This window comes from Salipiger bermudensis (assembly GCF_020171625.1).
Lineage (GTDB): Bacteria > Pseudomonadota > Alphaproteobacteria > Rhodobacterales > Rhodobacteraceae > Salipiger > Salipiger bermudensis_B.
On sequence record NZ_JAIUZY010000001.1, the window covers coordinates 442,847 to 454,784 of the forward strand.

General features: G+C 65.3%; 13 protein-coding genes. 5 read left to right on the plus strand and 8 right to left on the minus strand.

Going from position 1 to position 11,938, the window contains the following annotated elements:
* The first annotated feature begins 73 nt into the window (after window positions 1–73).
* Both LCM15_RS02065 and LCM15_RS02070 read left to right on the plus strand, forming a co-directional pair.
* Entirely contained in the window at window positions 74–847 is a 774-nt protein-coding gene (locus LCM15_RS02065; RefSeq protein ID WP_224852569.1) for a 3-hydroxybutyrate dehydrogenase, read from the plus strand.
* Between the two features lie 125 nt (window positions 848–972).
* On the plus strand, window positions 973–2,022 hold the full coding sequence (locus tag LCM15_RS02070; protein ID WP_224852570.1) for a patatin-like phospholipase family protein: 1,050 nt from the start codon (window positions 973–975) through the stop codon (window positions 2,020–2,022).
* A 242-nt stretch (window positions 2,023–2,264) separates the two neighbouring features.
* Here the strand turns inward: LCM15_RS02070 and LCM15_RS02075 are convergent, their stop codons facing one another.
* From LCM15_RS02075 to LCM15_RS02085, 3 genes are all read right to left on the minus strand, one after another.
* On the minus strand, window positions 2,265–2,960 hold the full coding sequence (locus tag LCM15_RS02075; protein WP_224852571.1) for a DUF502 domain-containing protein: 696 nt from the start codon (window positions 2,958–2,960) through the stop codon (window positions 2,265–2,267).
* Between the two features lie 79 nt (window positions 2,961–3,039).
* Window positions 3,040–3,957 (minus strand): pseudouridine-5'-phosphate glycosidase, encoded by a 918-nt coding sequence (locus LCM15_RS02080; protein ID WP_224852572.1) that lies wholly within the window; start codon window positions 3,955–3,957, stop codon window positions 3,040–3,042.
* Window positions 3,954–4,847, minus strand: a complete 894-nt coding sequence (locus LCM15_RS02085; protein WP_224852573.1) for a PfkB family carbohydrate kinase — start codon at window positions 4,845–4,847, stop codon at window positions 3,954–3,956. Before LCM15_RS02085 ends, LCM15_RS02080 begins: the two co-directional genes overlap by 4 nt.
* A gap of 448 nt (window positions 4,848–5,295) precedes the next feature.
* Between LCM15_RS02085 and aroQ the strand changes: the two genes are divergently transcribed.
* Together aroQ and LCM15_RS02095 are read left to right on the plus strand one after the other, a co-directional pair.
* Window positions 5,296–5,739, plus strand: coding sequence for a type II 3-dehydroquinate dehydratase (gene aroQ / locus LCM15_RS02090; protein ID WP_224852574.1), 444 nt, complete (start codon window positions 5,296–5,298; stop codon window positions 5,737–5,739).
* Window positions 5,736–6,503, plus strand: coding sequence for a LuxR family transcriptional regulator (locus LCM15_RS02095; protein WP_224852575.1), 768 nt, complete (start codon window positions 5,736–5,738; stop codon window positions 6,501–6,503). The genes aroQ and LCM15_RS02095 overlap by 4 nt, the downstream gene beginning before the upstream one ends.
* 466 nt (window positions 6,504–6,969) lie before the next feature.
* On the opposite strand, the gene tsf is transcribed toward LCM15_RS02095, so the two are convergent.
* Window positions 6,970–7,845 (minus strand): translation elongation factor Ts, encoded by an 876-nt coding sequence (gene tsf, locus LCM15_RS02100; protein WP_224852576.1) that lies wholly within the window; start codon window positions 7,843–7,845, stop codon window positions 6,970–6,972.
* Window positions 7,846–7,943: 98 nt separating this feature from the next.
* The gene (gene rpsB, locus LCM15_RS02105) at window positions 7,944–8,711 is read right to left on the minus strand and encodes a 30S ribosomal protein S2 (RefSeq protein WP_224852577.1); all 768 of its coding nucleotides are present in this window, start codon (window positions 8,709–8,711) and stop codon (window positions 7,944–7,946) included.
* A gap of 247 nt (window positions 8,712–8,958) precedes the next feature.
* Between rpsB and LCM15_RS02110 the strand changes: the two genes are divergently transcribed.
* Complete coding sequence (locus tag LCM15_RS02110) at window positions 8,959–9,627, plus strand: helix-hairpin-helix domain-containing protein (RefSeq protein ID WP_224852578.1); 669 nt, start codon at window positions 8,959–8,961, stop codon at window positions 9,625–9,627.
* Between the two features lie 46 nt (window positions 9,628–9,673).
* On the opposite strand, the gene phoB is transcribed toward LCM15_RS02110, so the two are convergent.
* From phoB to pstB, 3 genes are read right to left on the minus strand one after another with little or no spacing between them, the layout of a single operon-like run.
* On the minus strand, window positions 9,674–10,363 hold the full coding sequence (phoB, locus tag LCM15_RS02115) for a phosphate regulon transcriptional regulator PhoB (protein WP_224852579.1): 690 nt from the start codon (window positions 10,361–10,363) through the stop codon (window positions 9,674–9,676).
* 14 nt (window positions 10,364–10,377) lie between these two features.
* Entirely contained in the window at window positions 10,378–11,103 is a 726-nt protein-coding gene (gene phoU / locus LCM15_RS02120) for a phosphate signaling complex protein PhoU (protein ID WP_224852580.1), read from the minus strand.
* Window positions 11,104–11,106: 3 nt separating this feature from the next.
* Complete coding sequence (pstB, locus tag LCM15_RS02125; protein ID WP_224852581.1) at window positions 11,107–11,904, minus strand: phosphate ABC transporter ATP-binding protein PstB; 798 nt, start codon at window positions 11,902–11,904, stop codon at window positions 11,107–11,109.
* Window positions 11,905–11,938: the final 34 nt, after the last annotated feature.

Below are 11,938 nucleotides of genomic sequence, written 5' to 3' on the forward strand. Positions count from 1 at the left end.
CCCGTTTCGGTATTCGCTGATCTTGCAGCTGCAGCATGGCCATGCTGCGGGCGAGAAAAGCGAGGAGTTTCACATGTCTCTCAAGGGCAAGACCGCAATCATCACCGGCTCGAATTCGGGCATCGGGCTTGGCGTTGCGCGCGAACTGGCGCGGGCCGGGGCCTCGGTGGTGCTGAATTCCTTCACCGACAGCGCCGAGGACCACAAGCTGGCCGAGGATCTCGGCAAGGAGTTCGGTGTCGACGCTCGCTATATCAAGGCAGACATGTCCAAGGGCGCCGAGTGCCGCGCGCTGATCGAGGCCGCGGGGGCCTGCGATATCCTGGTGAACAATGCTGGTATCCAGCACGTCTCGCCGATCGACGAATTCCCGGTCGAGAAATGGGACGCAATCATCGCCATCAACATGAACTCGGCCTTTCACTGCACCGCCGCGGCGCTGCCGATGATGCGGCAGGCGGGCTGGGGCCGGGTGGTGAACATCGCCTCGGCGCACGGTCTGACCGCCTCGCCCTTCAAGTCGGCCTACGTCGCCGCCAAGCACGGGGTGGTTGGCATGACAAAGGTGGTGGCGCTCGAGACCGCCAAGGAGCCGATCACCGCGAACGCGATTTGCCCGGGCTATGTCAGGACGCCGCTGGTCGAGGCGCAGATCCCGGACACGGCCAAGAAATACGACATGAGCGAGGACGAGGTGGTCGAGAAGGTCATCCTCGAGCGCCAGCCCTCGAAGGAGTTCGCCACCACCGAGCAGATCGGCGGCACGGCGGTGTTCCTGTGCTCGGACGCGGCGGCGCAGATCACCGGCACCACGATCTCGGTCGACGGCGGCTGGACGGCGCTCTGAGCCGCTGAGCTCCGGGGGCGGCGGTCCGCATTGAGGAGGGGCGCTGCCCCTCTTGGCCTGCGGCCAATTCACCCCGGGATATTTCGGGCCAGAAGAAACAGGGGCGTTGCACGAAAGGGGCGGCGATGACACGGCGGATCAACCTTGCGCTGCAGGGCGGTGGCGCGCATGGCGCCTTCACCTGGGGTGTGCTCGACCGGTTGCTCGAGGTGGAGGATCTCGAGATCGCCGCGATCTCGGGCGCCTCGGCCGGGGCGCTCAACGGTGCGGCGCTGAAGGCCGGGCTGGTGCGCGGCGGGCGCGAGGGCGCGCGCGAGACGCTGGACTGGCTCTGGAACGAGGTCTCGGGGCTGCGCGATATCTCGATTCCGGAATGGATGCACGCGTGGCTGCCGCATCCCGGCACGGTCAGCAGCGCGGTGCAGTACTCGCTGCCCTTTGCCGCCGGCGAGAGCGTGGGCCGGATGCTGTCGCCCTATGCGTGGGGGCCGCTCTATCGCAACCCGCTGGAAGACATCCTGCGCCGGATGGAGTTCGCCGATATCTGCGCCGATGCGGGGCCTGCGTTCTTCGTGTCGGCCACGGCGGTGCGCGACGGCAAGGTGCGGGTGTTCGCGGGCGACACGCTCTGTCCCGAGGCGATCCTCGCCTCCGCCTGCCTGCCGACGCTGTTCCAGGCGGTGGATCTGATCGATCCCGAAACCGGCGTCACCGAGGCCTTCTGGGATGGCGGCTATTCCGGCAACCCGGCGCTGTTTCCGCTGTTCCGGCCGGAGCTGCCGGACGATCTGGTGATCGTCAACATCAACCCGATCGTGCGCGAGGCGGTGCCGGTGACGCCGCCGGAGATCCAGAACCGGATCAACGAGATCAGCTTCAACGCGGCGCTTCTGCGTGAACTGCGCGCCATCGAGTTCGTGCAGCGCCTGATCGAGGCAGGCTCGGTCGCCGAGGGGGCGATGAAGAAGCTGCGCGTCCACATGATCGCCGATGACAGCTTGATGAACGCGCTCTCGGTGGCCACCAAGATGGTGCCGCTGCCGGGCCTGATGGCGCAGCTCAAGGCCGCCGGTCGGCGCGCGGCGGGGAGCTTCCTCGGCGAGCACGGCGACGCGATCGGGGTGCGCCAGACCGCTGATCTGCGCAAGATGTTCTCGTCTCCGATGCAGTCGTGAGGTCAGGCGCCTTGGGGGCCTTTGCGGGGCGTCCGTGGCAGGCGCCCTCGGGTTTTGGGGGCGTGCCGTGGATGGTCGCGGGCCAAGGCGCGGAGCGCCTGAGCCACAGGCCATGAATCCGTGCCGAAAATAAGCGTGAGCGTTCTGACAGACTTCAGAAATGCGCATGGCGACGCGCGGCGCAGCTCTTACAAATGGTGCCAGTTGTCACGCCGTGAGACAGACTACCGCGGCCCGCGCCCTCAGGAGGCCTTGCGCACCGGTTCGACCCGGGGTTTCTCGCCCGGACGCTCGGGCGGATAGACGAGACCCGCCGAGATCACCAGCTTGGCGGCATCCTCGAGGCTCATATCGAGCTCGACCACGTCCTCTTCCGGGAAGAACAGCAGGAAGCCCGAGGTCGGGTTCGGCGTGGTCGGCACGAAGACCGATGTCAGCCCGCCCATCGTCTCGGCGCGCTCCGCGACCTCGCCCTTGGCCTGCGTCGAGATGAAGCCGACGGCCCAGATCCCCTTGCGGGGATATTGCACGAGGCAGGCCTTCTCGAAGCTGCGCTCGGACTGGGCAAAGACGGTCTCGGCGATCTGCTTGATGCCGGAATAGATCGTGCGCACCACCGGCGTGCGCTCGACAAGGCTTTCGGCGAAGCGGATCAGTGACCGCCCGATCAGCCCCTTGGCGACCCAGCCGACGAGGATGGTGAACACCAGAAAGAAGATCACGCCGAGGCCGCGCAGGTTGATGCCGATATAGGCCTCGGGGTTGAACTGGTCCGGGATCAGCGGCAGCACGAACCCGTCGACGAAGCCGAACATGGTCCAGATGAGCCAGATCGTCAGGCCGATGGGGGCGATCACCACCAGACCTGTCAGGAAGCTCGCGCGCAGGGAGGCCAGCAGGCCCCGCCTGCGCGGTGTATCGTCGAAGGGCGTGTTCATTGTCCGTCCAGAAGCCGAGTGCCAGGAAGAAGGTAGGCGTACGGGATCAGGTCTACAATGATGCGGCCAAAGCGAAAGCTCAATTTCGGGGCAGGGCGCTTATTTCCTTGGCGATGCGTGCCCCCAGCCGCGCATTGTTCAGGACAAGCGCGATGTTGGAGTCGAGCGAGCGCCCCTCGGTGAGCTCGAAGATGCGCTGCAGCAGGTAGGGCGTGAGGTCCTTGCCGCGGATGCCGTGGGTCTCGGCGTCGGCATTGGCGCGTTCGATCACCGGGCTCATCTCGCTGCGCACGATCTCGGCCTCTGCGGGGATCGGGTTGGCGACGAGCTGGCCGCCGGGAAGCCCCAGCGCGGTGCGCATGGCCTGTGCCTCGGCGATGGCACGCGGGGTGTCCATGCGCAGCGGCGCGCGCAGGCCGGCCTCGCGCGACCAGAAGGCCGGCAGCTGGTCCTGTCCGTAGGCGATCACCGGCACGCCAAGGGTTTCGAGCACTTCCAGCGTCTTGGGCAGGTCGAGAATGGCCTTGGCGCCGGCGCAGACCACGGTCACGGCGGTCTGGGCCAGTTCCTGAAGGTCGGCCGAGACGTCGAAGCTCTGCTCGGCGCCCTTGTGCACGCCGCCGATGCCGCCGGTGGCAAAGGTCGAGATGCCGGCCTGCGCGGCAGCGATCATGGTGGCGGCCACCGTGGTCGCGCCGGTGCGGCCTTGAGCCATGCACACGGCGAGGTCGGCGCGGCTCAGCTTGGCGACGCCGCGGGCCTGTGCCAGCTTCTCGAGCTGGTCGTCCTCGAGGCCGACGCAGAGTTCGCCGTCGAGCACCGCGATGGTCGCGGGTTCGGCGCCTTCCTCGCGGATCACCGCCTCGACCTTGCGGGCCATCTCGAGGTTCTGCGGCCACGGCATCCCGTGGGTGATGATCGTCGATTCCAGTGCCACGACCGGGGCCCCCTTGGCGAGGGCGTCTGCGACGGCGGCGGAAAGTCTGATGTGGCTCATGAGGCGATGTCTCCGGAAACGTAGGCGGCTGCGGCATCCAGGGCGAGGCTCAACGCCTCGGCCCGGGCCGCGCCGCGCAGCTCTGCCACAATATGCGCCGCCATGAAAGTGTCACCGGCACCGGTGACCCGGGTGACCAGCACCTCCGGTGGCCGTTCGGCCACGAGCCCGTCGGTGGTGGCGTCGCAGGCGGCGTCTCCGCCATTCGTCACCACGGCACGTGCAGCGCCACGTTCGACAAGCTTTGCAGCGGCTTGCGGGGCGCTCTTGAAGCTTTCCTGACAGAGCAGACCGGCTTCCTCGAGGTTGACGTACAGCACGCCGCGACCGGCGCGCAGGAACGGCATCAGCCGCTCGGCCTTGCCGGGGCTCGCGGGGGCGATGCGCATGTCGGCCTTGGCGAAGGCCGCATCGCGGACGATCTCGTCGAGCAGCGTTTCCTTGAGATTGCCGTCGAGCGCGACGGAGCCGGTGAACGGCGTCTCGAGCGTGCCCAGCGTGCCGTCCGACAGCGGACGAAGGATGCGCGAGCCTGCGCGCTCGAGCGAGTGGGCATCCGCGATGGCGGCGATCAGCCCGTTGGCGCCTTCGACGGCCATGTAGCGATCGGTGGGCAAGTCCTCGGAACGATAGAGAAATCTGGTATCGCAGCCGAGCTGTTCGCAGGCCTCGGCCAGTTCGTGGCCTTCGGGATCCTGACCGACGGAAGAGAGCAGCGCCGGGCGCAGCCCGAAGCGCGCCAGCGTCATCGCGATGTTGAGCGCCACGCCGCCGGGAAGACGGGTGATGCGGCCGGGCACGTCGGAGCCCTGGCGCATGTGGCTGGCGGAGCGTCCGATCACGTCCCACAGGACGGAGCCGATGCAGAGAATGTCCGGTGTATCTGTCATGTCCGTCTTTTGACCGAGCCGGGCGGGTCCGACAAGTGCGAAGCAGCGCGATGCGGGGTCCGCAAGCACTTTGCCTGAGGGCGCGAGGCTGGTATCTCAAACCGTGGAGCCGTAAGGCTTTTCGTTGTTGGCTAAACGGCCAGACCTCAGCGTCACGCCGCAACCGCGCTTGGTTTGGGGGCTTGAGGGGGCGGTCGTACCGGTCCTCAGATCAGACATCCATCTATCTTATAATCAGTATTATGTAAATATAATTGGCAGCCAAAGCACGGAATGCATTGAATTATCGGGTTTGGCCCCTGATCCAGCGCCCCGCAGCAAGGCTCACATCGCAAACAGGCTTGCGCCATGGCGGCAAACCAGTGCACCCCCGCGTCGGTAATGGCGCTTATTTACAAGCGCAGGTTTACGACGAACACTGAACCCAGTCTGCCGAAGGTCCCGCACAATGCCCAGCTTCCTCATTCTTAACGGTCCGAACCTGAACCTCCTCGGCGTGCGCCAGCCCGAGGTCTACGGGCGCACCACGCTGGCCGATGTCGAAGCCATGTGCCGTGCCCACGCCATCGAAATCGGCGTCGAGGTCGAGTTCGAGCAGAGCAACCACGAAGGCGCGCTGGTCGATGCGATCCACGGCACGCGTGGACGGATCGATGGCCTGATCCTCAATGCCGGCGCCTACACCCACACCTCCATCGCCCTGATGGACGCGATCAGCTCGGCCGAGATCCCGGCGATCGAGCTGCACCTGTCGAATGTCCATGCCCGCGAGGCATTCCGCCACCAGAGCTACATCGCTCGGGTCTCGGTCGGCGTGATCTGCGGCTTCGGGGCGCGCGGTTACACGCTGGCGATGGACGCGATGAAGAGCCATCTGGACGCCGCGCCATGACAGCCTGCGCGACCCTGCACAGCCGGCTTCTCGAAATGACCAATGCCGGCAGCGTCGAAGCCCTCTGGGCCATGCATGTCGAGAGCATGGCCGGCTTTGGCTTCGACCGGCTGATGTACGGGTTCACGCGCTACCGCACCACGACCTCGCTCGGCGATCCGAATGATTTCGTGCTGCTGACCAACCATAGCACCGACTATATCGACGGCTTCGTCGGCCAGGGTCTGTATCATCATGCGCCCATGGTCCGTTGGGCGCTTGAGCATGACGGCGCCTGTTCGTGGCGTGTCCTCGGCGAGATGATGGCCGAGGGCAAGCTGACGGACGTCGAGCGGCGCGTGATCGCGTTCAACCTGTCGATGGATGTGCGCGCCGGCTACTCGGTGAGCTTTCGCTCGCTCTCGACCCGCGCGAAAGGCGCCATCGCGCTGACCGCGCGGGCCGGACTGCAGCAGCACGAGGTCGATGCCGTCTGGGAGCGTCACGGTGAGGAGATCACGCTGCTCAACAACCTGCTGCATCTCAAGATCCTCACCCTGCCCTATATCCCGCCGAACCAGTCGCTCACGAAGCGCCAGCGCGAGGCGCTGGAATGGGTCGGCGACGGCAAGACTATGCAGGACATCGCGGCGATCATGGGGCTGACACAGGCCACCATCGAAAAGCACCTGCGGCTCGCGCGGGAGGCGTTGAACGTAGAAACCACCGCCCAGGCGGTAGCCAAGGCCGCGTTCCAGAACCAGATGTTTATAATCGACATCTGAACGGCGACATCGCGCAAAACTGAACGATCTGGTCGAGTCGCACTCCACTTGGGCGGTCGTTCTTCGCACGCAAATCGCGCGAGAGTTTTCACTTTGCTTCCGGGATTGTTAAGCAAAGCGAAATCTAGATAGGCAATATTCGTATCAAAGACGGAAATTTCACGGGCGCGGGCGTCCCGCGCTTCCATGAAAGGTCGTAAATTGCGATTGTATCGTCGTTCCGTGAGTGGTGGCTTTGGCCATGGAACAAGAGGACCCACCCCTCGCAATTACGGGGGCCCTGGGATCTCCCGGTGTAAACCGGAGCCGGGGGGACTTGCGCAATTTTCGCATGAGTCTCCTCGGCACCCCTGCCCGGCTCTCCGATCGTCCCCAACCCTGCCGGGGCGCTGACCGCAGGACCAAAAAGGAGCCGCCCCGGGGGGCGGCTCCTGTCATTGCTAGCCTTCGAAAGAGCGCGGCGGGATCAGCCCTGCGCGGCCTTCGCAACCTCGGCTGCGAAATCCTCTTTCTCTTTCTCGATGCCTTCGCCGACCTGCATGCGGACAAAGCCCACGATGGTGGCGCCGGCTTCTTCGGCGGCCTTCTCGACGGTGATGTCGGGGTTGATGACGAACTGCTGGCCCAGCAGGGTCACTTCACCGAGGAACTTCTTCATGCGGCCGACGATCATCTTCTCGATCACGGCGTCCGGCTTGCCGGATTCCTTCGCGATGTCGATCTGGACCTGACGCTCCTTCTCGACGACCGCCGGGTCGAGGTCGGCTTCCGACAGCGAGGCCGGGTTTGCGGCTGCGATGTGCATCGCGACCTGCTTGCCGAACGCGTCGTCACCGCCCTTGAGTGCGACCAGCACGCCGATCTGGCCGAGGCCCGGAGCGGCTGCGTTGTGCACGTAGGTGGAGACCACGTCGCCTTCGACCTTGGCCATCCGGCGCAGGGTCATGTTCTCGCCGATCTTGGCGATCTTGTCGGTGATGATTTCGGAGACCTTCTTGCCACCGATTTCGGTCTCGGCCAGCGTCTCGACGCTGTCGACACCGGTTGCGGCCTTGGCGATGTCCGACACCATGGTCTGGAACTCGGCGTTCTTCGCGACGAAGTCGGTTTCCGCGTTCACCTCGACGGCGACGCCGGTGCCACCGTTGACTTCGACGGCCACGAGGCCCTCGGCAGCGGTCCGGCCCGATTTCTTCGCGGCCTTGGCGAGGCCCTTGGTGCGCAGCCAGTCGATCGCGGCTTCCATGTCGCCGTCGGTCTCGGTCAGCGCCTTCTTGGCATCCATCATGCCTGCGCCGGTCATCTCGCGCAGTTCTTTCACCTGTGCAGCAGTGATCGCCATGTGCTTGGCTCCCTCTCGAGTGGTCGTGTGCGGCAGGCCCTGCCCCGGGCCTTGCCGCTCATGTCATGCTTGCGTGACGCTTTCGCGACAGCGGCGGATCAGTTCTGGCCGGCGCCGGCCAGCAGTTCTTCTGCCGGTGCGTCTTCCAGAGAGCCAAGGTCGACGCCTGCAGCTTCCATCTGGCCGGTCATGCCGTCGAGGGCCGCGCGGCTGACGAGGTCGCAGTAGAGCGCGATGGCGCGAGCGGCGTCATCGTTGCCGGGGATGATGTAGTCCACACCCTCGGGCGAGCAGTTGGTGTCGACGATGGCGACGACCGGGATGCCCAGCTTCTTGGCTTCGGCGATGGCGAGCTGCTCTTTCTTGACGTCGATGACGAAAAGCAGTTCCGGCAGGCCGCCCATTTCGCGGATGCCGCCGAGCGACGCCTGCAGTTTGGCCTGCTCGCGCTCCATGCCGAGGCGCTCTTTCTTGGTGAGGCCTTCGGCGCCGGACTCCATCTGCTCGTCGATCGCCTTGAGGCGGTTGATCGACTGCGAAACGGTCTGCCAGTTGGTCAGCGTGCCGCCGAGCCAGCGGTGGTTCATGTAGTACTGGGCGCACTTCTCTGCGGCTTCGGCGATCGGCTGAGCTGCCTGACGCTTGGTGCCGACGAAGAGAACGCGGCCGCCCTTGGCGACGGTCTCGCGGATGACGTTCAGGGCCGCGTCGAGCATCGGCACGGTCTGGGTCAGGTCGAGAATGTGGATGCCGTTGCGCGCACCGTAGATGAACTCGCCCATGCGGGGGTTCCAGCGCTGCGTCTGGTGGCCAAAGTGAACGCCTGCTTCAAGCAGCTGGCGCATGGAGAACTCGGGAAGAGCCATGTCCTATATCCTTTCCGGTTTCATATCCTCGGCGGGGGCTTGACCCGAAATGGGGCAACCGGTGGACGCTGTGGGGATGTCTCCCCCATAGGCCCGACCCCGCCTGCGGGGTTCGTGAGCGCGCCTATAAGCGCTGCGGGCGCCAAGCGCAAGCCCTCAAGGAACCTTGTGGACAAGCCAGCGGTTTCTGACGCATCGTCACCGGCATTGGCCGACATCCCCGTATTGCTACCATTTGGAGAGCGATTTGACAGACCTGACTTCCGTCCGTGGCATCGGACCCGCGCTTGCGGCCCAGATTCTTGAGCTTGGCATCGACAGCGCCGAGGCGCTGGCCGGGGCCGATCCCGAGCGCCTGACCGCCCTGCCCCGCACCCGGCTGGCCCGAGCGCAAAGCCTGATCGCGGCGGCGGTCGACAGCCTTTCCAAAGATCCCGCGCCCGCGCCGCGCACGGCCGACACCGAAGCCGCGCCCGCGCCCGGCACGCCCGGCGACGACAAGCTCGAGGATCCCGAAGCGCCGACCGAGGCGCAGCGCATGATTCCCGAGCCGGATCCGGACAGCCCGCTGGCGGTCAACGACCCGCTGCCCGAGCCGGCCTCCGCCCGCACGCTCGAGCGCGGCAGTGGCAAGGCCAAAGGCGCCAAGAAGGACAAGTCCGCGAAGAAGGACAAGAAGAGCGACAAGAAGCTCAAAGCCGAAAAGACGGCCAAGGACGAGAAGACGTCCAAGGGCGACAAGAAGGCAAAGGACGACAGCAAGGCCAAGGCTGACAAAAAGTCCAAAGAAAAGAAAGACAAGAAGGCGGAAAAGACCGAGCTGAACAAGGCCGACGCCAAGAAGCAGAAGAAAAAGGCCAAGGCGGCAGAGGCGCTCAAGGCCGAGAAGAAATCCAAAAAGAAGAGGAAAAGCTGAGACGCGCCTGACGGGCGGGCACTCGCCCGCCTCTCAGGGCAGCACCTCAGCCCAGCGCGTAGCCCGCGCCGCGCACGGTGCGCAGCGGATCGCCGCCCCCATAGACGCCGAGCGCCTTGCGCAGCCGCCCGATATGGACGTCGACGGTGCGGGTGTCGACATAGATGTCGCGCCCCCAGACCCGGTCGAGCAACTGCTCGCGCGACCACACGCGGCCGGGCTTTTCCATGAAGGTCGAGAGCAGGCGGAACTCGGTCGGGCCAAGCTTCAGCTCCTGCCCGTCGCGGGTCACCCGGTGGGTCTCGGCGTCGAGGATGATGTCGTCATACTCGAGCCGCAGACCCGCCGCCGCAGGCCGCGACCGGCGTAGCTGCGCCTTCACCCGCGCCATCAGCTCGCGCAGGCTGTAGGGCTTGACGACGTAATCGTCGGCCCCGGTCTCGAGCCCGCGGATCCGGTCGATCTCTTCCGACCGGGCCGAGAGCATGATGACCGGCACGCCCCGGGTCTCGGGGCGGGTCTTGATCTGGCGGCAGACCTCGATGCCCGAGAGGTTCGGCAGCATCCAGTCGAGCACGATCACGTCGGGCTCTTCCTCGTCCAGCATGACGAGGGCTTCCTCGCCATTGCCGGCGGCGGCGACACGGAAGCCTTCGGCTTCCAGATTGTAGCGCAGTACTTCGCGCTGCGAGGCTTCATCCTCGACGACCAGAACGGTGGGCTGATCTGCCGACATGGGGTATTCCTTGATTAGAGGTCGGCGCTCAGCGCCGGATCGCTCGACGTGCGGTCTTCCTTGACGCGCACGCCCTCGGGCTTCTCGCCGGTCGCGAGGAAGATCACCTGCTCGGCGATGGCCGTCACGTGGTCGCCCATGCGCTCGATGTTCTTGGCGATGAAATGCAGGTGCATGCACGAGGTGATGTTGCGCGGATCCTCCAGCATGAAGGTCAGGAACTCGCGGAACAGCGTGTTGTACATCTGGTCCACATCGGCATCGCGCTCGATCACGTCGCGGGCCAGCGCCTCGTCGCGCTTGATATAGGCGTCGAGCGCATCCTTGAGCATCATCTCGACATCGCGCGCCATGCGGCGCAGCGCGGTGGTCGAGCCGTTGATCTGCGTCATCTGGGCCAGCACCGTGGTGCGCTTGGCCATATTCTTGGACAGGTCGCCGATGCGCTCGAGGTTGGCCGACATGCGCATCACCGACAGCACCACGCGCAGGTCGCTGGCGGCGGGCTGGCGGAGCGCGATGACGCGGGCGGCTTCCTCGTTGAGGCTTTCCTCCATCGCGTCGATGGCCAGATCGCCCGTGCGGACCTGTTCGGCGAGTTCCTCGTCGCGGGTCTCGAGCGACTTGGCGGCATCGTGGATCGCGGCCTCGACGAGACCGCCCATCTTGAGGATCTGAGCCTGGATGCCTTCGAGATCGCGGTCGAACGCGGTGGCAATGTGATGCTTGAGATCGCTCATGATTTATCCGATCCGTCCAGTGATGTAGGACTCGGTGCGCGAGTCCACGGGGTTGGTGAAGATCTGGCTGGTCTCGCCGTACTCCACGAGGTTGCCGAGGTGGAAGAACGCGGTCTTCTGGCTGACGCGCGCCGCCTGCTGCATCGAGTGCGTCACGATGACCACCGAGTACTTGGTGCGCAGCTCGTCGATCAGCTCTTCGACCTGTGCGGTCGCGATCGGGTCGAGCGCCGAGCAGGGTTCGTCCATCAGCAGCACTTCGGGCTCGGTGGCCACGGCGCGGGCGATGCACAGACGCTGCTGCTGACCGCCCGAGAGGCCGGTGCCGGGCGCGTGCAGACGGTCCTTCACCTCGTCCCAGATGGCGCCGCGCCGCAGCGCCTTCTCGACGATCTCGTCAAGCTCGGCCTTGTTCTTAGCAAGCCCGTGGATGCGCGGCCCGTAAGCCACGTTGTCATAGATCGACTTGGGGAACGGGTTCGCCTTCTGGAACACCATGCCCACCTTGGCGCGCAGTTGCACCGGGTCGACGCGTTTGTCGTAGATGTCCTCGCCATCGAGCGAGATCAGGCCCTCGACGCGGCAGATGTCGATGGTGTCGTTCATCCGGTTCAGGCAGCGCAGGAAGGTCGACTTGCCGCAGCCCGACGGTCCGATAAAGGCCGTGACGGTCTTGTCCTGCAGCTCCACCGACACGTCCTTGATGGCGTGGTTGTCGCCGTAATAGACTTGCACGTCCTTGGCGGAGATCTTGATTTCGTTGGCTTCCACGTCGGTCTTCCTCAACGGTGCGTCATACATGGGTGTTATCCCCCTTACCGAGATTGTCGCTCAT

What these genes read in the sequence shown, in the direction of transcription:
- LCM15_RS02065 (WP_224852569.1), top strand. Translation starts at nt 74, where the DNA reads ATGTCTCTCAAGGGCAAGACCGCAATCATCACCGGCTCGAATTCGGGC.
- LCM15_RS02070 (WP_224852570.1), top strand. Translation starts at nt 973, where the DNA reads ATGACACGGCGGATCAACCTTGCGCTGCAGGGCGGTGGCGCGCATGGC.
- LCM15_RS02075 (WP_224852571.1), bottom strand. Translation starts at nt 2,960, where the DNA reads ATGAACACGCCCTTCGACGATACACCGCGCAGGCGGGGCCTGCTGGCC.
- LCM15_RS02080 (WP_224852572.1), bottom strand. Translation starts at nt 3,957, where the DNA reads ATGAGCCACATCAGACTTTCCGCCGCCGTCGCAGACGCCCTCGCCAAG.
- LCM15_RS02085 (WP_224852573.1), bottom strand. Translation starts at nt 4,847, where the DNA reads ATGACAGATACACCGGACATTCTCTGCATCGGCTCCGTCCTGTGGGAC.
- aroQ (WP_224852574.1), top strand. Translation starts at nt 5,296, where the DNA reads ATGCCCAGCTTCCTCATTCTTAACGGTCCGAACCTGAACCTCCTCGGC.
- LCM15_RS02095 (WP_224852575.1), top strand. Translation starts at nt 5,736, where the DNA reads ATGACAGCCTGCGCGACCCTGCACAGCCGGCTTCTCGAAATGACCAAT.
- tsf (WP_224852576.1), bottom strand. Translation starts at nt 7,845, where the DNA reads ATGGCGATCACTGCTGCACAGGTGAAAGAACTGCGCGAGATGACCGGC.
- rpsB (WP_224852577.1), bottom strand. Translation starts at nt 8,711, where the DNA reads ATGGCTCTTCCCGAGTTCTCCATGCGCCAGCTGCTTGAAGCAGGCGTT.
- phoB (WP_224852579.1), bottom strand. Translation starts at nt 10,363, where the DNA reads ATGTCGGCAGATCAGCCCACCGTTCTGGTCGTCGAGGATGAAGCCTCG.
- phoU (WP_224852580.1), bottom strand. Translation starts at nt 11,103, where the DNA reads ATGAGCGATCTCAAGCATCACATTGCCACCGCGTTCGACCGCGATCTC.
- pstB (WP_224852581.1), bottom strand. Translation starts at nt 11,904, where the DNA reads ATGTATGACGCACCGTTGAGGAAGACCGACGTGGAAGCCAACGAAATC.